We start from the raw sequence: 23,630 nt of genomic DNA, 5'->3' as shown, positions 1-23,630 counted from the left end.
TTATCATGTCAGAATTACCTAAGCATCTCAATCTCATTTTTTGGGGTGTTATAATTATCATTATCGATTTTCATATTTCCAGTACCACAAACGGTTTCGGGCTTAAACTGGATATCCTTCATGATATCATTGGAGCTACTATGGTTTTTAAAGGTGTATCGGGAATCTCAAAAGTTCAAGTTGATAATCCCATATTTAAAGCAGCAATTAGACATGCATTAGTTGCCTCTGCAATTCAAATTCTGTTTTCATTTTATGACATTGTTATATACAATGTTCCGCTACTCGTTGGAGTTCTAATAGATCTTTTAGACCTTTATATTCTTTGGGGAATAATTATGTTTTGTAAATCAATGATAGTACTTTCTGAAACGTATAACCTAGAGCCATTTATAAAAAAATGGAATACCGCAAAGCAACTATTTTTATGGCTAAACTTGATTCCTTTAGGAATTCTTCAAGTTATCAGTCTCGTCTATTTGCTTTCTAATATAGCTGTTGGCCAATGGCATATGGAATCTGTGTTTGGTGTAACATTATCCCTGATTTTAACAACTACAATACTGTTAATTCCACTAATTTATGCCCTTGTAATCCTATACCAAATGCGAAAATTTAAAAGATTTTATTAACTAAGAAACTCATTAAATTTAGTCATATAGCCTGACTCGTAGCACATTTGAACCTATCGTTTCTTCTTTATTTCGCCATCTCTCTTAGGTAATTCAAAAAATATGCTCCATCTGTCACCAATTTATTTGTTTGTTCATATCGGGTATAATCGACGCCTCTTTTTTTCAAAAGTTCTCTAGCATCAGATAAAATTTCACTCAGAACTTCGGGATGTTCCTCTAACATTTTCACTATTTTCTTATAATTGATGTTTGACAAACTTATATTGGAATTATTGAAACCAACAGCGCTGCTTACTTCACTAGTTTCTCTAGTTGTAGCTATAGTTTCGACAGGTAGCACTGTTGTATTTGTAACCATGTCACTATGTGCCTTATTACCTTCATTTTTATGAGTATCGCTTATACTATTATAATCTTCAATTCGGAATGATTCGTCTTTTTCTTTTAGATAAGACAAAATCATATTGATTTCCTTTTTCAGCTTACTTATTTCATTTTGCTGTGCAGTTAAAACTTGAGATGTATTATTGGCATTTATACCAACAGCTAGGTTTATCATTGACAGCGTATTCGTTTCAGAAGCAGACCATGCTACTCCCACAACCTTAGCATATTCTGAAAGTTTAAGTTGCTTTGGTGAAATGGCTTTTCCAATACCATCATTTAGTCCAGATGGTACGATATAATCGCCTATAGAAACTTTACCAATAACCTTCACGGGAACTTGCCCCATAAATGCTACTTTTTCATAATATTTCTGACGTTCATCATCTTGCATATTACCAAGCACTATGGGATTTTGAGAAATCACCATGTAGTGATCTGCCTCTTTGGTATTCTTAGTAATCTTACCTCCAATTACACCAACAATATCCCCAAAATTAAAACCCTCTGAGTGATCATTTTTTTCAAGCCATTCAGCATAATCACCAAATCCCGATGAAAAGGAAACTCCAACATTGGCTGCATTATAGGTGTTAATTGCAGTCCAATTTGCAATAACATTCACCATTTCAAACCCTTCAACGACGGCTACATCAAAATCGTCTACACCAATAACATCAAATGCAACCATAGCCACTTGAAAAGCCGTTTCTAAAGCCACCATTGTTGTATGCCAAACAAACATAAAACTACCTGATAACTCTCCCGAAGTTTGACCTTCTATTCTACCGTATCTCACATTGTTGGCATTAGTAAACGACAAGAAATTATTTCCACTATTTGGCGTTCCTCCAGAAATTCCAGTTAACTCAATTGAAATACCTTGTCTACTTCCTTTTACACGTAATGGATGAGCCGCCGAAAACAAATCTCCTCCAACTGCATCCAAATTAGCATCTACAATAACTTGTCCGTTCAAGTTACTATTTGAATTCACCGTAAGCGTATTACTTAATGTGGAAGTCCCTGTAACCGCAAGCGTACTATTTAATGAAGTACCACCATCAACGCTTAAATTCCCAGATAAACTAGCGAGGTTTCCATTATTCACATTAAACGCGTTATTAATATTTGTTACACCATCAACATCTAGGACATTTAAGGCAGAGTTCTGTGTTACTGAAATATTTTCGAAAATGCCATCACTAAAATTAGAGATCCCTAATACATTTAAATTTCCCTCAAGCAAAGTATTCCCAGATACTGTCAAATCTGAATATAAATTAGTATCTCCTCCAACTGCCAATTCGCCATCAAAACTCACCAAGCCATCAACCGTCAAATCTCCTGTAAGATATGTTGGGCTTTGATTGTTAACCGTTAAATTACTATTAAGGTTAGTGTCATTATCAACAGTTAAAGTTCCCGATAACTCTGTAGGACTCTGATTATTAACAGACAAGCTATTATTTAAATTGGTTGCTCCATCAACATCTAATGTTGAAGTCGCAATAATTTCTCGATGTCTAACGTAAGGAATATACGTTAGTTTTTGATTACTAAACTCTACCAGACCATTGCCATCAAAAAGATCTATCTCAACCTTTAACTGCTTAGGGTTATTCCAATAAATTTGTCCAAATAGTGTTGGGCTTTGTGATGTAACTGCACCTTGGCCAATCATGAGGTTAATCATTCCAAAAGGATCGGTTTCCGTTTGATGAGTTTCCTGATAAATAACTAAATTTGAGTCATCTAAAATAGTAAAGCGCACCTCTAGTGGGGCATTTGGCAAGTTGTTACTTTGAATATCTACTCCTGGAATCTCTTGAGGATTATTGTCAATAATAACCGCTTGATAATTGATTCCATCTGTTTGCGCAAATACAATAACGTTTAACATTAACATTAATAATAGTGTGGTCTTCTTCATGACGTTTTAATTTAAAATGGGCAGTTACAATTAGGCAGACTTATGATAATACCAAATCCAAATTGATGTGCCGTGAGTTTTAATTCTTCTTTATCTATAGCATTACCTTGGTCTAATAATGCCGTTTTTCCAATGGAATAATTTGCTGTAATAAGGGTGTTTCTTGAAATTGGATAGGTCATCATTAATCCGCCTCTTAAGAAAAAAATATGATTATTAAATTCTTCCTCTCCTACAAGATTGAATACCTGATTATTAACCGTTTGATTGCCCTGCATTAAAAATTCTGCTGAAACGTTTCCTTTCAGAAAAAAGGAAAAATCCCGAACTCTAAATAATCTAAAATCGAGACCTGCTTCCAAACCTATATAGGTAACATCCCATTCAAAGAAATTATCAAGAGTTCTATCACTTCCAATGGCGCCATATCCATTGTATGTCGCACCAATTGAAAAAAAGAATGTCTCTTCATTATTAATCACATCTCGATACCCCATTTTCAAGTATGTATTGGATTTAGATTGCAAGTTTTCTAATCCCAATCCTAAAGAGTTTTTATAATCAAATGCTGAAATGGTCTTACCCAATTCTAGATAGAGTTGCTGCGTATAACCTAAGAATGAATTCGCTATTACTAATAAAAAAACAATACGTTTCATACCCTTATTTCCTAATCAGTTTAGCCACAAATAACTCGGTACGCATTTGTATTCGTAATAGATATTGACCAGAACTTAAATCTCCAAAATTTAAAACTAAGGTCTGAACTGGATTAAAAATTTCGTTATAAACTAGTCGCCCTAAGATATCATGCATGGTTACATTAACACGATCGAAAACCGGTTCTTGAAACTCTATACTAATTTGATTTACGAAAGGATTCGGATAGGTAAATCCCAATAGACTACCATCTAAGTTTTCTGAAATCAAAGACACGTTTACGGGCTGCAAAAACCCTTGACGTAAGCTATAGTTGCTAGCGTCGTAGGTTCGTATAACACTTTGCTGACCAATACTCTCTTGAATATAATAGCTTTTAGCATTAGCATAGACAACATGAGATGATCCTTGAATTCCTAGCGATTCTCGTTTTAAAGTTTGAGCAGATCCCAATGAAAAGATGAGCATTAAACTTGTAACAATCCAGTTTTGATGTGACATAATTAACATGTTTAATTTCATCTAAGGTAGGACAGCAAATCACTAAAAAAAAGCAAAAAAGCTCATGTCCACTCTTTGTCCACCCCTTAAATTTTAAATCAATGTGTACGGATTGTAAGTTTACAGTGTCATTAACTTGACAACCAGTTTTGTGGTGCCTTGCTCTGGTTAGACTTGTCGTTTCGCCAGTAGCAAGTCGCTACAAAAACCAATGACAACCAATTCATTATAAAAAATCTAATGATGGGATTGGCCAAATCCCATTAGTTTGTTTAAAAGAGTAAGTTCTCCAAATGCTTGCTCTTTTTTTTTGTTGGTTTTTCTGAAATATTATAAACTTCCTTTATCTTTAAAAGCAATAAACTTCAATACTCAATTACGCTATGGACAAAGCACTAGAAACCATGATTAATAACATGCCTGAGAAAACTGGCAAATCACTAGAAGAATGGAAATCGATATTAAGAAGTAAAGCCTTTGCGAAGCATTCTGAAGGTGTCAACTTTCTAAAAAAAGAACATGGTGTTACTCACGGTTTTGCCAATACCATAGTCACACTATCTAAAGAAGAACAGCACACAGCTGATGATTTAGTGAGCAGTCAATACAAAGGCAAAGAGGTTTTATTTCCGATCTACGAAAAATTACTAACAGCGGTAAAAGATTTTGGAAATGATGTCACTGTTACACCTAAAAAAACAAGTGTTAGTGTTATTAGAAAACGTCAATTCGTACTCATAAAACCAGCAACAAAGACACGCGTCGATTTAGGATTAAAACTTCCAGACAAGCCAACTACAGATCGTTTGGGGAACTCTGGACCGTTTGGTACGATGTGCACTCATCGTGTACAAATCACTTCTGAGAATGATGTAGATCAAGAACTTATTGACTGGATGAAAGAGGCCTACATAAAAGCGGAGTAATGATATGAGTTAACTAAATGCTAATGAAAAAAAACAAATCCATAGCAATACACGAAACTGCATTTGTAACATCAATGTTTCGATCATCCAATGAACAATTGAGTCAAGATCGCTTCGCTAAACTATGGAACAATCCGAAAACCGAAAAATGGATAAAGAACTATCTTAATGATGTGTCTACTGAAGAACCACTAACCCACTGCTTAAGGAATAGATATTTTCTTGACACACTCAAAACATTAATAGAAACACATCATATTGAAGTACTCATTAATTTTGGAAGCGGTTTTAGCATGTACCCTTTTCTTTTGAATGAGAATCTCGTCAACATAGAAATTGACAAACACGAAGTCATACGGTTTAAAACAAAAAAAATAAACGATTGGCAAAATAAAAACGTACTTCCTAAACGTCAAATCTACTCTATTGGTGTAGATTTTAGTGACCATTATGAAGATGATTTAAAAACGCAAATAGAAACTATCAAAGATGGTCGTAAATGTTTTATTCTTCTCGAAGGTGTTTTGTTTTTTTTAGACAGACCCTCTACCAATAGGTTATTTAACTTCTTTGATGCGATTCAAACTTCTGGAGATTTTATTGGAAGTGGTTCTTTTAGGGGTGAGCTTAAATCTACAATGGCCTATAAAAGATTGTTGAATTTTTTTGATAAACAGATAATAAACACAGGCAAAAATGAATACCAAACTATTGAAGATGACTTTTATAAAAGCATAAAGAATTATGAGCTTATAGATCATCAGGATTATTTCAGTTTATCTAAAACTTATAATAATTCTGTACAACTGAAACACGATTTAATTTTAAATGAGCATTTTTATTTACTAGAAAAAGAATACCAATAACATCTTAAAACTAAAAAAACAGCTTCTAGTTAACAACCTCTGCATACAAATCAAAATCTTCGGCTTCAATTACTTTAATTGTTGTAAATTCTCCTGTTTTTAAATAGGTTGATGTTGCATCAATTAAAACCTCATTATCTACATCTGGAGAATCATACTCTGTACGTCCCACGAAGTAATTTCCTTCTTTTCTATCGATTACTACTTTAAACTCTTGTCCGATTTTCGCTTGGTTCAATTCCCATGAAATCTGAGACTGAATTTCCATAATTTGATTTGCTCTATCAATTTTAACATCTTCAGGAACATCATCTTCTAAATTATAAGCATGAGTATTTTCTTCATGAGAATAAGTAAAGCATCCTAAGCGTTCAAAACGCATGTCCTTAACCCATTGCTTAAGTGTCTGAAAATCCTCTTCTGTTTCACCAGGATAACCAACAATAAGGGTGGTTCTAATCGTCATTTCTGGCACTTTAGCTCTAAATTCATTGAGTAGTTTAGTTGTTTTTTCTTTGGTTGTTCCACGACGCATACTTTTCAGAATAGCATCTGAAATATGCTGTAACGGAATATCGAGATAGTTACATATTTTTGGCTCCCGATTCATAATGTCTAATACATCCATAGGAAACCCAGTTGGGAATGCATAATGCAAGCGAATCCAATCAATCCCATCTACTTTGACTAAGTGCTCCAATAGTTCGGCAAGGTTTCTTTTTTTATATAGATCCAAGCCATAATATGTCAAATCTTGAGCTATCAAAATAAGTTCTTTAACACCATTGGCCGCCAACTTTTCGGCTTCGATAACTAATTCTTCTATTGGTGTACTTTTATGTTTTCCACGCATTAAAGGAATAGCACAAAAACTGCAAGGTCTATCACAACCTTCTGCAATTTTTAAATAAGCGTAATTTTTAGGTGTCGTTGTTAAACGCTCTCCTATTAGTTCGTGTTTATAATCGGCTCCTAAAGCTTTTAATAATTGAGGTAATTCTGTTGTCCCAAAATATTGGTCCACATTCGGGATTTCTTTTTGAAGATCTGGTTTATAACGTTCACTCAAACAACCTGTCACAAATACTTTATCTACATCACCTGCCTCTTTCTTTTGCATAAACTCCAAAATGGTGTTAACGCTCTCTTCTTTTGCATTATTAATAAAACCACATGTATTAATTACAACGACGTTTCCTTCTTCTTCATGAACGACATCTTTTCCATTGGCTTTAAGTTGCCCCATCAATACTTCGCTATCGTATACATTCTTACTGCAACCTAGGGTTACGACGTTGATTTTGTTTTTCTTAAGTGATTTAGTTCTCATAGTCAAATTTCAGGCTGCAAAGATACATCTAAAATTGGTCTAATTGTAATTTTTAGGCGCAACTCGCATTTTAGATGCTTGTTCATACACATAAGCCCATTCTAGTAGTTGTTTTTCACGAAGGCGAGAGCTAATAAATGTTAATCCCTCTGGCTCACCTTCATCATTATACCCCATAGGTACAGTTAGGGCAGGATATTCTGCTACTGCCGCATAACCTGCATGATAATTATTTATAGATAATATACCATCTAAGTTGTGAGTTTTCATTGGTTCATCGAAAAAGCGTTTTCCATTTGCTTTTAAAACCGCTTTTATTTCTTTAAATTCTTCATCAGTTGCAGCATCGTCAGAAACACCTTGAAATAATCGTTGTCCATAAGGCATAACGCTAAGACTATCCTTACGATTAAAATCCATAATATCTTCGATTGATGTATACTCTAAATAAGGATTTCCGTAGTCTTTAAGATAGCTTACTAAATCTGTTTTCATATCGAGATTAAGTAATCTCAAAAATCCTGGAAGATTAATATCAAGGGCTTTAATTTCAACAATTTCCGCACCTTGTTCCTTTAACACTTCAACCGCCTTAGCATAAAGCTCATCCTCCATTAGACCTTTAAAGGCGCCAAAGCGTTTCCCTTTAACTTCAAATTCTTTCCAAGCATCTTTCCAATAAAATCCAGGTTCCCACAAGGCATAAATAGACTTTGAATCTGATTTATCTTCTCCAAAAATTGCATCTAATAGAATGGCATTGTCTATAACATTTTTGGTCATTGGTCCAGCCGTATCTAATGTTGATGAAATTGGTACGATACCTCCTCTACTCACCAAACCAATAGTTGGTTTCAGTCCTACTATAGAATTTTGGCTCGCAGGTGATAGAATAGAACCCGATGTTTCACTTCCAATAGCTGCAACACAAAAATTAGCTGCCACAGCAACACCACTTCCAGAACTGGAGCCTCCTGTATCCATGATTCTTCTACCATACGGATTTAAAGTTTGCCCTCCAACAGCACTATAACCACTTGGACAATCTCCACAAAAGAAGTAAGCCCATTCGCTTAAATTGGCCTTTCCAAGAATTAGTGCTCCCTTCGATTTCAATTGTTTAACAATAAACGCATCTTCCGTAGTATTATCTTTTAAGGCTACTGCACCTGCCGTTGTAGGCATCTCGGCTGTATTAATATTATCTTTTAAAAGAATAGGCATTCCATAAATTGGATGTCTGTCTTGCCTTTTGTTTTGTTGAAATGCTTCATCTATAGCTTTTGCTTGGGTAACAACATTAGCGTTAATAGCAATTACAGCATTTAATGATAGATCATTTTCTCTATCAAATTTTCGAATACGATATAGATAGAATTTAGTTAATAGTTCATAGCTAAGTTGTCCTTCTGAGATATACTTTTGAAGCGCAGGAATATCCTGATCAATAACAAAGGGTTTCAATGTAAAGTAATCATCTTCAGTAAAATCTTTTAAGTCTTCATCGATTACATCCCATAATTCTGCATTATTGATGTATTTTGAATCTAAAACTTTGAATTCTCTAAAATCTTTGGTTGAAATCGCGCTAAGATCATTAGCGTCTTCGTCTGTTTCGATCGTTTCAACATCAGGAGAGCTGTCTTTTTTTTCTTCGGAAGGTTTGCAGTTGTAGGTTATAAAAAGGAGGCAGAAAAGAAGTATATATCGCATGGTTTGTATTTTTAATAAAAATACGGAAAAATCAGCTGCGTTCTTCAAATGAAATAATAGTTCCTTTTTCGATATAATTTTTTAAACCTTGTAGTAGTTGAGACCAGCAAAATGAAGAATTTCTAAATTCATGATTATTCTCTGGCCAATTGATATGAGAAAACTTAAACAAGGTCTTATTGTCATGCGTTTCTAAAGTAATCCCAAAGGTTGTTGGATTCCAGTCGGCATCGGCCTTAGTTACTTTTAAATAAAAATGATTATTAGTTTCAACTTTTGACACTTCAGCAAACCAATTATAATCATCTGTGAAGTTAAGATTATAAGTTGCTCCTAGTTCTGGTTGTCCAGACGATTTAAGCGTCCACCAACGATCTAAATGTTCAGGTAATGCAAACGATTCAAAGACTTTTTGCTTTGGTGCATTAATATAAAAATCGAAATAAATACTATGCATAAGGATTAAAACTATTTATGAATTCATAAATATAACCTCCTTTAAAGATAAACAAAACGGAATAGATAAATAATTTACGAACAACAGAAGGGTTATAGCTGTTGCTTTTTAACTCCTATAACTTAAGTGTACGCTACATTTTGTAAATAATACAGAACATGAATAAGGGCCAGAGCAAATGTCGCAATCAACAACATTCTCAAAACTTTTTCGCTTTTCATGCATTAGCTTTTTACTTGAAAAAACTATCTACAAACTCATACTTATTAAAAACTTGTAAATCCTCAATACCTTCTCCAACGCCTATATATTTAACTGGAATTTGAAACTGATCACTAATACCAATAACAACACCGCCTTTAGCAGTTCCATCTAGCTTCGTAACAGCCAATGTAGTCACTTCAGTTGCCGCCGTAAACTGTTTGGCTTGCTCGAATGCATTTTGACCTGTAGAACCATCTAAAACTAATAACACATCATGAGGCGCATCTCCTACTACCTTTTGCATTACACGTTTCACTTTACTCAGCTCGTTCATTAAGTTTACTTTATTATGCAAGCGTCCGGCTGTATCAATTATAATCACGTCGGCATTCTGGTTAACTCCAGATTGCAAAGCATCAAAGGCTACACTTGCAGGATCACTGCCCATTTCTTGTCGTACCATTGGTACGTCTACGCGATCTGCCCACACCTGAAGTTGATCAATCGCAGCTGCTCTAAAGGTATCTGCTGCTCCTAAAACAACATTTAGTCCTTTCTTTTTAAATTGATAAGCCAATTTACCAATTGTTGTTGTTTTCCCTACTCCATTTACTCCTACCACCATTAGAACATAAGGTGTTTTAGAGCCATCTTCTTGTCTAGGAAGTTCCGGAATGGTATAATCTGTGTCTTCACCAGAATTAGTTTCAGATAGCAGTCCTGCTATTTCTTCACGTAAGATTTTATTTAATTCTGATGTTCCTAAATACTTATCTTTAGCAACGCGATCTTCTATGCGTTCGATAACTTTGAGGGTTGTGTTCACCCCAACGTCACTTGTTACTAATACCTCCTCTAGATTATCTAATACGTCATCATCTACTTTAGATTTACCAGCAACCGCTTTATTTAGTTTCGAGAAAAACGATGTTTTCGATTTCTCTAACCCTTTATCTAGGGTTTCTTTTTTTTCCGAAGAAAATATTTTTTTAAAAAAACTCATTCGTTATACTTATTTATAAGTTCTAGTCAAATGTCACGCCGAAAATTTTTACTGCTATTTTGGCAGAAAACTGATCAAATATAGACATAAAAAAACTGCTTTCAAATATGAAAGCAGTTCATCATTAAACATGATATGTTTAAATTATTTTTTCTTTAAAAAATCATTGACAAACTCAGGTGCCATTACTGACTCAACAAACATGTAAGCACCTGTTTTTGGTGATTTTACCATTTTAATTGCTTTTGTAAGTCTTTTAGATCCTGTTTGTAATGATGCTACTGCTTTCTTTGCCATGACTCTATATATTTTGAGAGATAACTCTAATTTATGTATTAATTGAGTTTTCTTACGAAAATCTCTTATTATTTAATTTCTTTGTGAACTGTCATACGCTTAAGAATTGGATTAAATTTCTTAATCTCCATTCTATCTGGCGTATTCTTTTTATTTTTTGTAGTAATGTAACGAGAAGTTCCTGGCTTTCCAGATTCTTTATGCTCTGTACATTCTAATATAACCTGTATTCTATTTCCTTTTTTTGCCATTGTACGTGTCTTTAACGCGTTATGCTATTATTTTAAAAATCCTTTGGATTTAGCTTCTTTGATTGCAGCAGAAATACCTACTTTATTGATAGTTTTTAATGCTGAAGTTGATACCTTTAAAGTTACCCACTTATCTTCCTCAGGAATATAAAAACGTTTTTTGATTAAGTTAGCGTTAAATTTACGCTTCGTTTTATTCATCGCGTGAGATACGTTGTTCCCAACCATCGCTTTCTTTCCTGTAAGTTCACAAACTCTTGACATTTCTTTCTAACTTTAATTATGTTTCTTTAAAACAGGGTGCAAATTTAGTAAAACTTTGTAATATCAACAAACTAAAACTACTACTTTTTTAAAATTTCTTTTTGTAGCATTTCAAAAGCCTTATTTGCCGCTTTATTTATGACTTTTATACGATGATTTCCGAAGCTAAATTTTTCGGAATATACGGCCTCTTTTGTTGCAATTGCGATATATACAATCCCTAGATCTTCAGCTGTATCATCTTTCGTAGGACCAGCGTTACCCGTTGTTGCCACAGCAAAATCTGTTTGCAACTGCTCTCGAACATTCATCGCCATTGTTTCGGCAACTTGAGCGCTTACTACAGAAAACTCATCTATAATATGTTCTGGAACCTTGAGCAAATTAACTTTAACTTCTTTGGTGTAACTTACTATACTTCCTTTAAAATATTTTGATGCGCCTGGATTTGCTGTAAAACGTTCAGCAATTAATCCTCCTGTACAACTCTCGGCAGTCGCTACAGTTTTTTCTATTGTCGTGAGCTGTTTACCAATAACAGCTTCTATAGATAAATCTTCTTCAAACCCAACAAAAATGTCTTTAATTTGAGGCAATAGTGTTGCTATTTGATTTTCCATTTCTGTTTCAATGGTTCTTTTTTCAACTCCCTTAGCCGATAAACGCAATCTTACACGACCCAAACTTGGTAAATAAGCCAGTTTAATAAACTCTGGCAATTCATTTTCAAAAGTTTCAATGCGTTTGGCCAACGCGCTTTCGCCCATTCCGTAGGTTAAAAAAGTTTTATGCTGAATATATGGGAATTGAAATCGTGTTCTTAATTTGGGGATAACTTCATCTTTTATTAAGGCTTCCATCTCATAGGGCACACCTGGTAATGATATAAAAACTGTATCATTGTGTTCTAACCACATTCCTGGCGCACTGCCATACCTATTCATTAATACGTCTGCTTTGGAAGGCACAAGAGCTTGATCCAAATTGACCTGCATAATAGGCTTCTTTACATAAATTTCCCAAATTTGTTCTATGTTCTTTCTAACAGAAAGGTCTTCAACCAAGGTATCATTGAAATAATCGGCTAGCGTTTTTTTCGTGATGTCATCTTTTGTCGGTCCTAATCCTCCAGTAATAATAACAATATCGGCATTTGCTTCGGCTTCGGCAAGCGACTTTAATATATGGGTTCGGTCATCTTGTACGGAAGTAATTTGATAAACCGAAACGCCAATGGCGTTTAGTTGTTTTGCTATGAATGCCGAATTTGAATCTACAATTTGACCAATGAGAATTTCATCACCAATGGTAATAATTTCTGCCTGCATTACAAACTGAAGTCTTGTTTGAGTTCTGCTGTAGCATTTTCTACTGCAGTTAATACATGCTGTAATTCTGTTGAGCAATCTTCTCCTACTCTTTCAAATTTCCCCCAATCTTGCACGACAATAAGATCTTGAAGTACGCCTAGTTCGAATAAATCTATTGTTGGTTTCATTTTATGAGCAGCCTGATAGGTATTGAAAAAATCCTGTTCTGAGACTGCTTTTTTTAGCCTTTCGGCATCTTCAGGCACTTCATCTAAAAATGCTTCGGCTAATGATTTGATAAAATCGGCATCATTATCTGCCAATTCACGTACTCTATCTAATTTGTAATGTTGTTCCATTTATTTTACTGTAATTGAAAACAATTGCTTGTCTTCTATATATCCCTTTAATTTATCGTTAGCAAGAACTTTGCCAACTCCTGCTGGCGTTCCTGTAAATATAATATCTCCAATCTTTAAAGTAAAATATTTAGAGACATATTCTATGATTTCATCAATTTTCCAAAGCATCAAACTGGTATTTCCTTCCTGTACGATAGCATCGTTTTTATACAAGCTAAAATTAATATTGTCAACACTTTCAAAATCTGACTTTGGCAACCAGTTACCAATGACAGCCGCTCCATCAAAGCCTTTAGCTTTTTCCCAAGGCAATCCTTTTGATTTCAATTGTGTTTGCAAATCTCGAGCTGTAAAGTCAATACCTAGTCCGATCTGATCATAATATTTATGAGCAAATTTTTTGGCAATGTGCTTCCCTACTTTATTAATCTTAACTAAAATTTCGACTTCGTGATGAATATCATTCGAAAAATCTGGAATAAAAAAGGGTTGCTTCTTTAATAAGATAGACGTATCTGGCTTTAAAAAGATCACAGGATCTGTAGGTCTTTCGTTTTCTAATTCTTTAATATGTTCGGTATAATTTCGACCTATACAAATGAGTTTCATTAGAATCCTTTAAAATAATTTATTATTAAACCCTCTAAGTTTTATTGCAGTAAGTACCTTTTTAGTATATAATGGGAAATCGGCATTAAGAAGCCATCCAAAATATCCTGGTTCGGTTTCTAAAACGTCTGTTACACGTTTTCCTTTATGTTTTCCAAAAGAAAAGCATTCTTGTCCGTCTTTGTCAAAAGCAATAAATCCTGCAAAATCTGCAAATTTCTTTCTCGAACTAAATTCGGCAAGAAAACTTGTATCATTTTTGAGTTCATCGTAGCGATCTAACTGTCCTTTTAAAACTTCATAAGTGGCTAAAGTGTCAGCCTCAGCAGAATGTGCATCTTCTAAATCTTTGCCACAATAGAACTTATAAGCTGCGCTCAATGTTCGCTTTTCCATCTTATGAAAAATGGTTTGTACGTCAATCGACTGTGTGTTTTTCATATCAAAATCCACATCGGCACGTAACATCTCTTCAGCCAATAATGGAATATCAAATCGGTTAGAATTAAAACCTCCCAAATCGGAATCCTTTATCATATTGTGTACAATTTTAGAGATATCCTTAAACTCAGGTTTATCTGCAACATCTTCATCTGAAATCCCATGTACTAAAGTGACATGAGGAGGAATTGGAATAGTTGGGTTGACACGTTGGGTGTAGGTTTCCTCCTTTCCATCAGGATAAACTTTCAGAATAGAAATTTCAACAATACGATCGTTGGTAATATTTATTCCAGTTGTTTCCAAATCGAAAAAACAAATAGGTTTTTTAAGGTTTAACTGCATGTCATCAATTTTTGGGTAAAGATAAATAGAATAAGTGGAAGAAGATATTTTGACCTTAAACCTTTTAGTGAAAATTGAATATTATTAAAAAAATTTGCGTAACCAAATAGTTACACTTATATTTGTAACCAATCGATTACATATAAATATGAGAAGAGACGTTTTTCAAGCCATTGCAGATCCAGTAAGAAGAGATATTATTGAGTTAGTATCTAATGGGTCATTAACTGTAAATGATGTCGCACAGCAATTTGAAATTAGTAGGCCTGCTATTTCAAAGCATATAAAAATTCTTAGTGAATGCGGGATTATTGACATTAATCAAAAAGGCAGAGAGCGCTTTTGTCTCATACAGCCTCAAAATTTATTGCCTGCCTTTTTATGGATTGAACAATACAAAAGATTATGGGAAGATAAAATCGACTCATTTGAAAATTACTTAACAACATTACAATCAAAAAACAAACAGAATGAATGATCCTAACAAAACCGTAACCATACAGCGAACATTTAATGCACCTATAGAACTTGTGTGGGAAGCTTGGACCACGCCCGAGCATATTGCTAAGTGGTGGAGTCCTAAAGGAATGACTACAAAAATTATTGAACACTCATTTACAGTAGGCGGAAAATGGAAATATATTATGCCTATGCCAAATGGCAACGAATTTACGGCCGAAGGAATATATACTGAAATTGTCGAGCTAGAAAAGATTTGCTCTTTAGCCAATTTTAGACCAATGACCGAGGGCGTTGAAATTCAATCGATTTTCAAAAAAAATGGACAAAAAACCGAGTTCACTTTCCATGTAATACATCCTACAGAAGCCTATAAAATTGCGCAAGAAAAAATGGGCATTCAAAATGGATGGGGATCAGTGTTTAATAGATTAGATGAATTTTTAACCGATAAAAAATAGACGCAAATGAAAACAATGAATTGTAAACAATTGGGAGGTGCATGTGAGAAAGAGTTTCATGCCGATACATTTGAAGCTATTGCCGAACAAAGTAAAAAACACGGCATGGACATGTTTCATGAGAAAGATGAACCACATTTAAAGGCAATGAAAGATATGCAAGAACTAATGAAATCACCTGAAGCTATGAAAGCCTGGCTTGACAGCAAACGAAAAATGTTCGAAGAACTTCCTGACAGCTAATAAATAACATGCCTTAAAAAGAAAAGCACAATCTTAAGATTGTGCTTTTTATATTCAGATTCCTATTATAAATAGGAAAATTAAATCTCTCTATTTGGGTCCCAAGCTTCTAAATAATCTTTAACCGCTTTTACAAATTGGCCACCTAATGCACCGTTAACAACTCTATGATCATAAGAGTGCGACATAAACATGCGGTAACGAATGCCTATGAAATCACCTTCAGGTGTTTCTACAACAGCTGGTACTTTTCTAATAGCACCTAAAGCCAATATACCCACTTGAGGTTGATTAATAATTGGTGTTCCCATAATACTTCCAAAAGTTCCAACATTAGTCACTGTATATGTTCCTCCTGCAATATCATCTGGTTTTAGTTGATTCTCTCTTGCACGACTAGCCAAATCATTTACTTTTTTGGTCATTCCAACCAAGTTTAATTGGTCTGCGTCTTTAATAACTGGCACAATAAGATTTCCATCTGGTAAGGCTGCTGCCATCCCCAAATTAATATGTTTTTTCTTGATTATTGAATCACCTTGAACCGAAATATTCATCATTGGAAAATCTCGTAGTGCTTTTGCTACGGCCTCCATAAAGATTGGTGTAAACGTTAAGTTCTCTCCCTCTCTTTGTTTAAATTCGTTCTTAACTTTATTACGCCAGTTCCATATTTTAGTCACATCGGCCTCTATAAAACTTTGAACATGTGCCGATGTTTGTACAGACTCAACCATATGATGTGCAATAAGTTTACCCATTCTGGTCATTTCTATAATTTCGTCATCACCGCTTGCAACAATTGGCGCAGGAGCCGCTTTTTTAGCTACACCGTTAGCCTGTGCTGCCACAGGTTTTGAAACCTCTTGAGTGGCTACCTTAGCAGGAGCTGGTTGAGAACTTCTATTATCTACATAAGAAAGAATGTCATTTTTAGTCACACGTCCATCCTTACCAGAACCAGCAATAGTATCTAATTCGGTTTGAGAAATCCCCTCTTGCTTAGCTATATTTCGTACCAAAGGTGAATAAAAACGATCGCCCGTACTAACAATCGGAGCCACAGCCTCTTGAGCGGCAGTAACCGCTTGTGAAACCTCTGCAACAGCTGCAGGTTCGGCAACTTCTTGTTTTACTGGCTCGGTTTGTGTCGCTTCTGAAGAGCTAGCAACATCAGCTTCAGTTTCTATTACGGCAATGGTTTGCCCTACTTGCACAACAGCATCAACGTCAAATAATTTTTCTACCAAAACACCATCTACTTCACTAGGCACTTCACTATCAACTTTATCTGTTGCAATTTCGAAAACAGCTTCATCTGCTTCAATAGTGTCACCTACGTCTTTCAACCAAGATGTTATTGTTGCCTCTGCAACACTCTCTCCCATTTTTGGAAGCTTAAGTTCAAATTTTGCCATATCTGTAATCTAAGGTCAATAATTGGTTTGTTGATTGCAAAATTAATGAAAAATCAATACAATTATTGAGATTATTTCAAATAATTATTCTCTAGAAGTTTATCACCTCGCCTCTACTTTTAGAGTGGTCACTTCCAATGATAAAGTTAGAATTTTTTGGTAGAATTTTAAACGTGGTCGTACAATTTTTAGGAGCATTAGACAAGATATCTATGATATCCTTAAAACTCAGGAGGTTATTGTCTAATATATATTCTGTTTTCTCTTCATATAATGAGAAATGAGGCTGTACTTTTAAATCGGATTTTAAAACAGTATCCAGATCTGTATTCATTTCTGAAGACACTAATATTGTCTGATCTAACTTGGCTTTCCTTGCTTTGGTGGTACGACCAAATAACGGACTTAACTTAATTCCGAACCACACCAAGGTATCAAAAAATAGATTTGACTTAAAGTGCTTATTATAAAATATTTGCATGGCTCCATAAAACCGTTTAGCATAGACCTTATCTTTAAGTGTGCTTTCACCTTTAAAATGGACTATTGCAACGTCTCCGTGATAGCTATTAAAATATCCTGCTTTCTGTACTTTATAAGACAAATCAATATCCTCTCCATACATAAAATAGTCCTCATCAAAACCATTAACATTAGAATAAACTACTTTGCGCATTAACATAAAAGCACCTACAAATACAGAAACTTTAGCCGATTCTTTTTCATCGACATGTGAAGCATAATAGGATGTTGACCAACCTAACATCTTTTTAATAGCTACAGAAGGTGTTGGAATATTACGCTTACTTTCTGGTAAGAACTGCCCTTTACCATCTATGAGTCTGCATCCTAAAATACCTTGTTTGAGTTGGTCATCAAACTTATTAAGTAAACGTTCGAAAGTATCTTCGGCAACTATAGTGTCTGGATTAAGAATACAAACATAATCTCCTTTAGCCTTGGCAACACCGATGTTATTTCCTTTTGAAAACCCATAATTTGATTGATTTTCAATAAGAGTCACTCTGGGAAAGCGCTTTTTTATCATCTCGCAACTATCATCTGAGGACTGATTATCAACCACAATGATTTCGCTATCAATATGCACCAATGCCGCTTCTACACTTTTTAGACAGAGCTCTAAAAAATAACGTACATTATAGTTTAATATGACAACAGATAGCTTCAAATAGTAATTAAGATTTTAAAGAGGCCTCGAAGGGAATTCTGTTAATAATACTACGACCAAGTGTAACCTCATCTGTATACTCTAATTCGTTTCCTACAGAAATCCCACGAGCAATCGTGGATGTCTTTACATCGAAACCTTGAATTTGCTTATAGATATAAAAATTGGTTGTATCGCCTTCCATAGTGGAGCCTAAAGCAAAAATTAATTCGTTAATTTTTCCTTGTTTTATCTTTTCAACTAATGACTGGATATTTAATTCATTTGGTCCGATACCATCCATTGGAGAGATCTTTCCACCTAAAACATGATATAAGCCTTTAAACGAACTGGTATTCTCTATAGCCATAACATCTCTAATATCTTCAACAACACAAACCACATCATTAATACGATTAGGGTTAGCACAAATTTCACACGTTTCAGTATCACTTATATTATGACAACTTTGACAAAACTTGATTTCGGTACGCATATCACTTAATGCTTTAGCAAAATTTAAAGTATGTTCTTTAGGCTGACGTAAAAGATGTAAAACTAAACGTAATGCTGTTCGCTTACCAACTCCTGGTAATTGTGACATTTCGTTAACAGCGTTTTCAAGTAATTTTGAAGAAAATTCCATAACGGCTAATTTACAATTTGTAAAGTAATTTTAAGTCTGATTGCATAAAAAAACCACTACAACAAAATCATAGTGGTTTTTTTATTTACAATACATTTTGCTTAATCGATAACAAGTTTTTTGGTGACAAACCCATTAGCATTATTAACTTTTACAAAATAAAGTCCTGAAGCATAGTTTGAAACATCTATTGATGTTGGTTCAGAAATATTTTTGTTCTTAGTAAAGTACATCAACTTACCAAGTGCATCGTATATTCTAACTGAAACAGGTTCATTTTTATCCCAGCTTAAAGTTACGTTGTTTTTAGCGGGATTAGGGTACACTTTAAAGGACTCTAATTCAAATTCTGCAACGCTAAGCGTTGCATCAAAAACTTCAGATCTCCATAATCCACGACCATAAGTTCCTGCATAGATTTTATTATCTGCAGCATTGATTTCTAATTCACTGATACGTACATTAGGCAAACCATTATTAAAAGGCACCCAAGTATTACTCGTTGTATCGTCTATGTAGTAAACACCATAATTCATCCCTACATAAACTCCGTTATCATCATTATCCTGAAACTCAACAGCTAATGCTACAAAATTAGGCAACCCTGTTCCTAAGGCATTCCAAGACACACCATTATCTGTGCTTAAAAACACTTTTTGAGAACCAAATCCAGAAGAAGACACTGCTACTTTGGAAGGATCTGTAGGATGTACTGCTATATCTGTAATAGACCCTGTAAACCCAAGATCTAAATTGGTAGATTCTAACCAAATACTTCCTCCATCTGTAGTTCTATAAAATGTATCATTAATTGCTATATACATATTGTCGTTGTTGGCAGGAGAAATTTTTAAATGATCAATATCTAATCCATAATTTGGAGATATTGAATTCCACGTTCCTCCACCATCTGTAGATTTATAAACCTCATCAAAAGCGGCATAAATAACATCTGCGTCAATTGGATCTTGTTCAAAAGGTACAATCCAATTCCAGTTATTTTGACCTCCTTTCCCGTCTGGTTGAGAGATTCCAACTAAATTTGCGCCTCCATTAAGTGTTTTATAAAACGTTCCAAACTGACTTGTTCCGTACATAATCTGAGAGTTGTTTTTATCTATAAAACTCTCCATTCCATCTGCCCCAAGCCAATCTGTCCAATTTCCGTTAACATCCATTACAGAAGACCCATTGTCTTGTGCACCTCCTGTGACTACCACAGGATCTGTTTGGCTTATTCCTATTTTATAAAACTGACGTATACCAATTCCTGTTGTTAAATCTGTATAGTAATTACTATTAAGGTTTCCTGTATCATTTGCCACGAAACATCCACCATCGGTTCCTGCATATAATTTATATCCATCTGTTGCATTTCCTATAAATTCTAGAATATCTACATCGGCATGACAATATCCAATGTTTGCAAACTGCGCACCTCCAACTGTCCATTGTGATGAAATAGAGAAAGAAATGCCGCCGTTTGTAGATCTCCAAGTATTAACTCCTGCAATATGAACTTCATCAATATTACTAGGATTAATAGCAATATCCATATCTCTAGGAGCTTGACCAACACCAGCATCATTAACATCGTTAGGATCTGAGCTGTAACCAAAGTAATTTTTACCAGAATGATTTAGTGTTGAAAATGAAATTCCAGAATTTGAAGACTTATACAAATTACTGAACGCTCCTCCACCAGATTCTAACACATAAACAACAGAAGCATCTGCTGCAGATACTCCAATCATTTTAGGTCCGGTAGTTGCAACGGTAGGAATTTCTGTAAAAGTACCTCCTCCGTCACCAGACCTGTATAAACTAGACCCAGAAGCAAATACGATATTTGTATCACCAGGTTTGAATTCCACGTCATAAGCGCTACCACCAAAAACTTGAGTCCAATTGAGTCCATCATTTGTTGATTTATGAAATCCACCTCCTTGAGCAGTACAGTACATTTTAGTACTACTTGGTGTTGGGTCAATTAATATTTTGTTTACGTTTCCGTTTCCTATATCAGAATAAAAATTCCATGTTGCCCCAGAATCTGTAGATCTAAAAATTGTACCTCCAGTAGATCCCCAATAATAATGTGTTGGGTTTTTTGGATCTATAGCTAATGCATATACATCAATGTTAGACAGGTTATCTGTTAAAACCGTCCAGTTTTGTCCACCATCTGTAGAACGCCAAATACCACCGGTTTCTGCACCAACTATAATAGTTGTTACTGATGATGGATCTACAGCAATTGAAGTTACTCTACCAACACCTGGATTCCATCCAGAAGTCGCATTCCACGATGTAGGTCCCATTTCTTCCCAGATTCCAACCGTTGTTCTTGCCAATTGATTTTGATTGGCATTTTGCGATGCAATGTAATTTTCTAATTCTTCCTGAAAATATTCAGGTGATTTAAGTTTTCCTGTGGCATCCATATTACGTTCTGCATTATAGAGCCACCTGCGGTAAGATTTGTATCCTGTTCCTCGTCCTGTGCCAGCATTCTCAAAATGAGATTCTGCAGCCGAAACGATTTCAGCAACAGTGTAGGTACCTTCAGCAATCATGTCTTTATAGTCTTGTGCAACTGCTGTAATGGAAAAAGAAGCGATAGTTAAAAAAGTAAGTATCTTTTTCATTTCAAATAAATTTAGGTTAAAATTACCCTAAAAAAAAGTCATCCATGTCAACTTTTATTTACGTTTAATTTTAATTAGTTAATATTGTTTGCAATTTTTTAGCTAAAATAAGATATTTCGGCCAAAAACCTGTTAAAACCTCAATTATGTCGACGAACGCCATCATTTTTCTCATCCTAGCCTATTTTGGCGTACTTATTCTAATTTCTTATTTTACTGGGAAAGAAGATTCAAATGATGCCTTTTTTAAGGCTAATAAATCGGCTCCTTGGTATTTAGTGGCTTTTGGAATGATAGGGACTTCATTATCTGGTGTGACCTTTATTTCGGTTCCAGGTGCTGTTGAAGCGAAACAATTTGGGTATTTTCAAGTAGTTCTAGGGTATTTTTTTGGTTATTTGGTTATTGCCTATGTATTGCTTCCGTTATACTATAAAATGAATCTCACCTCCATTTATACGTATTTAAAGGAACGTTTTGGAAAAGTAAGTTACAAAACAGGATCGATAGCTTTTTTAATCTCTAGAATCGTTGGTGCATCACTTCGATTATTTTTAGTAGCAAAAGTACTTCAATTGCTTGTTTTTGATAAAATTCTAATTTTCGATCAATACACTATACCTTTTCCTATAACGGTTGTAATTACGGTCGCTCTTATTTGGCTTTACACTTTTAGAGGTGGTATTAAAACTATTATTTTTACTGATACTCTTCAAACACTATTCATGCTAATTTCTGTGGTTGTTACCATTTCATTTTTAGCAAATGCCTTAGATCTTAATAGTATTTCTGAAGTCTATAATAATGTAAAAGCTAGCAAGCTAAGTAAAGTCTTCTTTTTTGATGATTTTAATGATGCACAATACTTTATTAAAAGCTTTTTAGCCGGTATATTTATAACCATTACAATGACAGGTTTAGATCAAGATATGATGCAAAAAAACTTAACCTGTAAGAACTTAAAAGATGCACAAAAAAACATGGTTAGCTTTAGTGTAATTTTAATATTTGTAAATATTCTATTTTTAGTTTTAGGGCTTTTATTAACGCAATACGCACAACAACATGGCATCACTGCAAATAAAGACGATTTGTTTCCAACTATTGCAATGTTACCAGAAATTGGTGTTATCACGTCTGCTTTCTTTTTACTAGGCTTAATTGCTGCGGCATATTCTAGTGCCGATAGTGCTTTAACTTCATTAACAACATCATTTTGTATTGATATTATTGAATTAGATAAAAAGCCAAAAGACAGTCAAAAAAGAGTTCGAAAACAAGTACATATACTTTTTAGTTTCATTCTAGTATTGGTCATTATTTTATTCGACCTCCTATTTACTGATGTTTCTGTAATATGGGAATTATTTAAGGCAGCTGGATATACTTATGGTCCATTACTTGGTCTCTTTGCTTTTGGAATTTTAACCAAAAAGCATCTAAAAGATAGTTATGTATGGATAATTGCTTTAATAGCTCCTGTAGTTTCTTATTTAATAAATATGTTCTCGGTAGACTTATTAAATGGTTATCAAATTGGATTTGAAATTTTAATAATTAATGGACTTCTAACCTTTTTAGGGTTATTGTTTATTACTAAAAAATCTCAACTTAATACTGATTAGTTGAAAGTAAAACCAGAGTACAGGCTTCTTCAAAATAAATACCTGCCTGTCTTAATACATTCTGAAATTCTGAGTTCTCAGTCCCAGGGTTAAATATAATACGTTCGGGTTGTAACGATATGATGTAATCATAAAATGCTTTTTGACGCTCAGGATTAAGATAAAGCGAAATAGTATGAATATCTTTATAAGGCATCAAATGTGTATCTATTGTTACCCCTGCAACTATCCCATCACGTAAACCCAAGGCAACAACATCTAGACCGTAATTAACTAATCTGTTAATTGCGATGTTAGAATAACGTGCTGGTTTTAACGATGCTCCTAGCACCAAAGTTTTTTTATTCATAGCTCTATAATTTGGTACAAAAATAAAATACCAGAATTTAATGCGTCTTCTCAAATGTTAAAAAGATGTTAACTAGTGTTAAAAAAAGTAACACCTCACCAAAGTTGTCGTCTATGAGATAA

26 protein-coding genes are annotated in these 23,630 nt (G+C 34.4%); 7 read left to right on the top strand and 19 right to left on the bottom strand.

Annotated features, from left to right (window positions below; genetic code table 11):
• Positions 1–5 precede the first annotated feature (5 nt).
• Positions 6–632 (top strand): hypothetical protein, encoded by a 627-nt coding sequence (locus Q0893_RS18820; RefSeq protein WP_299278681.1) that lies wholly within the window; start codon positions 6–8, stop codon positions 630–632.
• Positions 633–699: 67 nt separating this feature from the next.
• Here the strand turns inward: Q0893_RS18820 and Q0893_RS18815 are convergent, their stop codons facing one another.
• Genes Q0893_RS18815 through Q0893_RS18805 form a run of 3 tightly spaced genes read right to left on the bottom strand, consistent with a single transcriptional unit; the run spans position 700 to position 4,113 of the window.
• Complete coding sequence (locus Q0893_RS18815) at positions 700–2,952, bottom strand: hypothetical protein (protein ID WP_299278678.1); 2,253 nt, start codon at positions 2,950–2,952, stop codon at positions 700–702.
• 11 nt (positions 2,953–2,963) lie between these two features.
• Positions 2,964–3,611, bottom strand: a complete 648-nt coding sequence (locus Q0893_RS18810) for a hypothetical protein (RefSeq protein ID WP_299278675.1) — start codon at positions 3,609–3,611, stop codon at positions 2,964–2,966.
• A gap of 4 nt (positions 3,612–3,615) precedes the next feature.
• Entirely contained in the window at positions 3,616–4,113 is a 498-nt protein-coding gene (locus tag Q0893_RS18805) for a T9SS type A sorting domain-containing protein (protein WP_298904850.1), read from the bottom strand.
• 383 nt (positions 4,114–4,496) lie between these two features.
• On the opposite strand from Q0893_RS18805, the gene Q0893_RS18800 reads away from it, so the two are divergent.
• Together Q0893_RS18800 and Q0893_RS18795 are read left to right on the top strand one after the other, a co-directional pair.
• Positions 4,497–5,039, top strand: coding sequence for a DUF4287 domain-containing protein (locus Q0893_RS18800; RefSeq protein WP_299278671.1), 543 nt, complete (start codon positions 4,497–4,499; stop codon positions 5,037–5,039).
• 23 nt (positions 5,040–5,062) lie between these two features.
• Entirely contained in the window at positions 5,063–5,905 is an 843-nt protein-coding gene (locus Q0893_RS18795) for a class I SAM-dependent methyltransferase (protein WP_299278668.1), read from the top strand.
• Between the two features lie 25 nt (positions 5,906–5,930).
• Here Q0893_RS18795 and rimO read toward each other — a convergent pair whose 3' ends face one another.
• The 11 genes from rimO to Q0893_RS18740 all read right to left on the bottom strand — a co-directional run bounded on the left by rimO (position 5,931) and on the right by Q0893_RS18740 (position 14,491).
• Entirely contained in the window at positions 5,931–7,235 is a 1,305-nt protein-coding gene (gene rimO, locus Q0893_RS18790; protein ID WP_299278664.1) for a 30S ribosomal protein S12 methylthiotransferase RimO, read from the bottom strand.
• Between the two features lie 39 nt (positions 7,236–7,274).
• Complete coding sequence (locus Q0893_RS18785; RefSeq protein ID WP_299278661.1) at positions 7,275–8,948, bottom strand: amidase family protein; 1,674 nt, start codon at positions 8,946–8,948, stop codon at positions 7,275–7,277.
• Between the two features lie 31 nt (positions 8,949–8,979).
• Positions 8,980–9,405 carry an SRPBCC domain-containing protein gene (locus Q0893_RS18780; protein WP_299278658.1) on the bottom strand — a complete coding sequence of 142 codons (426 nt, stop codon included), beginning with the start codon at positions 9,403–9,405 and terminating at the stop codon, positions 8,980–8,982.
• Positions 9,406–9,637: 232 nt separating this feature from the next.
• Positions 9,638–10,612 carry a signal recognition particle-docking protein FtsY gene (ftsY, locus tag Q0893_RS18775; RefSeq protein ID WP_298904834.1) on the bottom strand — a complete coding sequence of 325 codons (975 nt, stop codon included), beginning with the start codon at positions 10,610–10,612 and terminating at the stop codon, positions 9,638–9,640.
• A 144-nt stretch (positions 10,613–10,756) separates the two neighbouring features.
• Complete coding sequence (locus Q0893_RS18770; RefSeq protein WP_298904831.1) at positions 10,757–10,909, bottom strand: DUF4295 domain-containing protein; 153 nt, start codon at positions 10,907–10,909, stop codon at positions 10,757–10,759.
• 68 nt (positions 10,910–10,977) lie between these two features.
• Positions 10,978–11,160 (bottom strand): 50S ribosomal protein L33, encoded by a 183-nt coding sequence (gene rpmG / locus Q0893_RS18765; RefSeq protein WP_072764828.1) that lies wholly within the window; start codon positions 11,158–11,160, stop codon positions 10,978–10,980.
• Between the two features lie 27 nt (positions 11,161–11,187).
• Positions 11,188–11,424, bottom strand: coding sequence for a 50S ribosomal protein L28 (rpmB, locus tag Q0893_RS18760; RefSeq protein ID WP_204346176.1), 237 nt, complete (start codon positions 11,422–11,424; stop codon positions 11,188–11,190).
• An 80-nt stretch (positions 11,425–11,504) separates the two neighbouring features.
• Positions 11,505–12,752, bottom strand: a complete 1,248-nt coding sequence (locus Q0893_RS18755) for a competence/damage-inducible protein A (RefSeq protein ID WP_298904818.1) — start codon at positions 12,750–12,752, stop codon at positions 11,505–11,507.
• Positions 12,752–13,093 (bottom strand): Hpt domain-containing protein, encoded by a 342-nt coding sequence (locus Q0893_RS18750; protein WP_298904816.1) that lies wholly within the window; start codon positions 13,091–13,093, stop codon positions 12,752–12,754. Before Q0893_RS18750 ends, Q0893_RS18755 begins: the two co-directional genes overlap by 1 nt.
• Positions 13,094–13,705, bottom strand: a complete 612-nt coding sequence (locus Q0893_RS18745; protein WP_298904813.1) for a fumarylacetoacetate hydrolase family protein — start codon at positions 13,703–13,705, stop codon at positions 13,094–13,096.
• A gap of 9 nt (positions 13,706–13,714) precedes the next feature.
• Positions 13,715–14,491, bottom strand: coding sequence for a 3'-5' exonuclease (locus Q0893_RS18740; protein WP_298904810.1), 777 nt, complete (start codon positions 14,489–14,491; stop codon positions 13,715–13,717).
• A 148-nt stretch (positions 14,492–14,639) separates the two neighbouring features.
• Here Q0893_RS18740 and Q0893_RS18735 point away from each other — a divergent pair, with 148 nt between their 5' ends.
• From Q0893_RS18735 to Q0893_RS18725, 3 genes are read left to right on the top strand one after another with little or no spacing between them, the layout of a single operon-like run.
• A complete protein-coding gene (locus Q0893_RS18735) occupies positions 14,640–14,969 on the top strand; it encodes a helix-turn-helix transcriptional regulator (RefSeq protein WP_298904808.1) in 330 nt (109 codons plus the stop codon).
• Positions 14,962–15,411 carry an SRPBCC domain-containing protein gene (locus Q0893_RS18730; protein ID WP_299278647.1) on the top strand — a complete coding sequence of 150 codons (450 nt, stop codon included), beginning with the start codon at positions 14,962–14,964 and terminating at the stop codon, positions 15,409–15,411. Before Q0893_RS18735 ends, Q0893_RS18730 begins: the two co-directional genes overlap by 8 nt.
• Positions 15,412–15,426: 15 nt before the next feature.
• Positions 15,427–15,654 (top strand): DUF1059 domain-containing protein, encoded by a 228-nt coding sequence (locus Q0893_RS18725; RefSeq protein WP_299278643.1) that lies wholly within the window; start codon positions 15,427–15,429, stop codon positions 15,652–15,654.
• Between the two features lie 80 nt (positions 15,655–15,734).
• On the opposite strand, the gene Q0893_RS18720 is transcribed toward Q0893_RS18725, so the two are convergent.
• The 4 genes from Q0893_RS18720 to Q0893_RS18705 form a co-directional block, all read right to left on the bottom strand.
• Positions 15,735–17,072: a dihydrolipoamide acetyltransferase family protein gene (locus Q0893_RS18720; RefSeq protein ID WP_298904801.1), complete on the bottom strand. Its 1,338-nt coding sequence runs from the start codon at positions 17,070–17,072 to the stop codon at positions 15,735–15,737.
• A gap of 91 nt (positions 17,073–17,163) precedes the next feature.
• Positions 17,164–18,261: a glycosyltransferase family 2 protein gene (locus Q0893_RS18715; RefSeq protein ID WP_298904798.1), complete on the bottom strand. Its 1,098-nt coding sequence runs from the start codon at positions 18,259–18,261 to the stop codon at positions 17,164–17,166.
• 7 nt (positions 18,262–18,268) lie between these two features.
• Positions 18,269–18,886, bottom strand: coding sequence for a recombination mediator RecR (gene recR / locus Q0893_RS18710; RefSeq protein ID WP_299278638.1), 618 nt, complete (start codon positions 18,884–18,886; stop codon positions 18,269–18,271).
• Positions 18,887–18,987: 101 nt separating this feature from the next.
• Positions 18,988–21,534 (bottom strand): T9SS type A sorting domain-containing protein, encoded by a 2,547-nt coding sequence (locus Q0893_RS18705; protein WP_299278635.1) that lies wholly within the window; start codon positions 21,532–21,534, stop codon positions 18,988–18,990.
• 146 nt (positions 21,535–21,680) lie between these two features.
• Between Q0893_RS18705 and Q0893_RS18700 the strand changes: the two genes are divergently transcribed.
• A complete protein-coding gene (locus Q0893_RS18700) occupies positions 21,681–23,159 on the top strand; it encodes a sodium:solute symporter (RefSeq protein ID WP_299278632.1) in 1,479 nt (492 codons plus the stop codon).
• Here Q0893_RS18700 and Q0893_RS18695 read toward each other — a convergent pair.
• Positions 23,146–23,508 carry a CoA-binding protein gene (locus Q0893_RS18695; RefSeq protein ID WP_299278630.1) on the bottom strand — a complete coding sequence of 121 codons (363 nt, stop codon included), beginning with the start codon at positions 23,506–23,508 and terminating at the stop codon, positions 23,146–23,148. The genes Q0893_RS18700 and Q0893_RS18695 overlap by 14 nt on opposite strands.
• Positions 23,509–23,630: the final 122 nt, after the last annotated feature.

Origin of the sequence: uncultured Psychroserpens sp. (genome assembly GCF_947494225.1) — a bacterium.
In the GTDB taxonomy this organism is placed as follows: domain Bacteria; phylum Bacteroidota; class Bacteroidia; order Flavobacteriales; family Flavobacteriaceae; genus Psychroserpens.
Note: the sequence above shows the minus strand (reverse complement) of the source record. Positions and strands in the feature narration are given on the sequence as shown.

What these genes read in the sequence shown, in the direction of transcription:
- Q0893_RS18820 (WP_299278681.1), top strand. Translation starts at nt 6, where the DNA reads ATGTCAGAATTACCTAAGCATCTCAATCTCATTTTTTGGGGTGTTATA.
- Q0893_RS18815 (WP_299278678.1), bottom strand. Translation starts at nt 2,952, where the DNA reads ATGAAGAAGACCACACTATTATTAATGTTAATGTTAAACGTTATTGTA.
- Q0893_RS18810 (WP_299278675.1), bottom strand. Translation starts at nt 3,611, where the DNA reads ATGAAACGTATTGTTTTTTTATTAGTAATAGCGAATTCATTCTTAGGT.
- Q0893_RS18805 (WP_298904850.1), bottom strand. Translation starts at nt 4,113, where the DNA reads ATGTCACATCAAAACTGGATTGTTACAAGTTTAATGCTCATCTTTTCA.
- Q0893_RS18800 (WP_299278671.1), top strand. Translation starts at nt 4,497, where the DNA reads ATGGACAAAGCACTAGAAACCATGATTAATAACATGCCTGAGAAAACT.
- Q0893_RS18795 (WP_299278668.1), top strand. Translation starts at nt 5,063, where the DNA reads ATGAAAAAAAACAAATCCATAGCAATACACGAAACTGCATTTGTAACA.
- rimO (WP_299278664.1), bottom strand. Translation starts at nt 7,235, where the DNA reads ATGAGAACTAAATCACTTAAGAAAAACAAAATCAACGTCGTAACCCTA.
- Q0893_RS18785 (WP_299278661.1), bottom strand. Translation starts at nt 8,948, where the DNA reads ATGCGATATATACTTCTTTTCTGCCTCCTTTTTATAACCTACAACTGC.
- Q0893_RS18780 (WP_299278658.1), bottom strand. Translation starts at nt 9,405, where the DNA reads ATGCATAGTATTTATTTCGATTTTTATATTAATGCACCAAAGCAAAAA.
- ftsY (WP_298904834.1), bottom strand. Translation starts at nt 10,612, where the DNA reads ATGAGTTTTTTTAAAAAAATATTTTCTTCGGAAAAAAAAGAAACCCTA.
- Q0893_RS18770 (WP_298904831.1), bottom strand. Translation starts at nt 10,909, where the DNA reads ATGGCAAAGAAAGCAGTAGCATCATTACAAACAGGATCTAAAAGACTT.
- rpmG (WP_072764828.1), bottom strand. Translation starts at nt 11,160, where the DNA reads ATGGCAAAAAAAGGAAATAGAATACAGGTTATATTAGAATGTACAGAG.
- rpmB (WP_204346176.1), bottom strand. Translation starts at nt 11,424, where the DNA reads ATGTCAAGAGTTTGTGAACTTACAGGAAAGAAAGCGATGGTTGGGAAC.
- Q0893_RS18755 (WP_298904818.1), bottom strand. Translation starts at nt 12,752, where the DNA reads ATGCAGGCAGAAATTATTACCATTGGTGATGAAATTCTCATTGGTCAA.
- Q0893_RS18750 (WP_298904816.1), bottom strand. Translation starts at nt 13,093, where the DNA reads ATGGAACAACATTACAAATTAGATAGAGTACGTGAATTGGCAGATAAT.
- Q0893_RS18745 (WP_298904813.1), bottom strand. Translation starts at nt 13,705, where the DNA reads ATGAAACTCATTTGTATAGGTCGAAATTATACCGAACATATTAAAGAA.
- Q0893_RS18740 (WP_298904810.1), bottom strand. Translation starts at nt 14,491, where the DNA reads ATGCAGTTAAACCTTAAAAAACCTATTTGTTTTTTCGATTTGGAAACA.
- Q0893_RS18735 (WP_298904808.1), top strand. Translation starts at nt 14,640, where the DNA reads ATGAGAAGAGACGTTTTTCAAGCCATTGCAGATCCAGTAAGAAGAGAT.
- Q0893_RS18730 (WP_299278647.1), top strand. Translation starts at nt 14,962, where the DNA reads ATGAATGATCCTAACAAAACCGTAACCATACAGCGAACATTTAATGCA.
- Q0893_RS18725 (WP_299278643.1), top strand. Translation starts at nt 15,427, where the DNA reads ATGAATTGTAAACAATTGGGAGGTGCATGTGAGAAAGAGTTTCATGCC.
- Q0893_RS18720 (WP_298904801.1), bottom strand. Translation starts at nt 17,072, where the DNA reads ATGGCAAAATTTGAACTTAAGCTTCCAAAAATGGGAGAGAGTGTTGCA.
- recR (WP_299278638.1), bottom strand. Translation starts at nt 18,886, where the DNA reads ATGGAATTTTCTTCAAAATTACTTGAAAACGCTGTTAACGAAATGTCA.
- Q0893_RS18705 (WP_299278635.1), bottom strand. Translation starts at nt 21,534, where the DNA reads ATGAAAAAGATACTTACTTTTTTAACTATCGCTTCTTTTTCCATTACA.
- Q0893_RS18700 (WP_299278632.1), top strand. Translation starts at nt 21,681, where the DNA reads ATGTCGACGAACGCCATCATTTTTCTCATCCTAGCCTATTTTGGCGTA.
- Q0893_RS18695 (WP_299278630.1), bottom strand. Translation starts at nt 23,508, where the DNA reads ATGAATAAAAAAACTTTGGTGCTAGGAGCATCGTTAAAACCAGCACGT.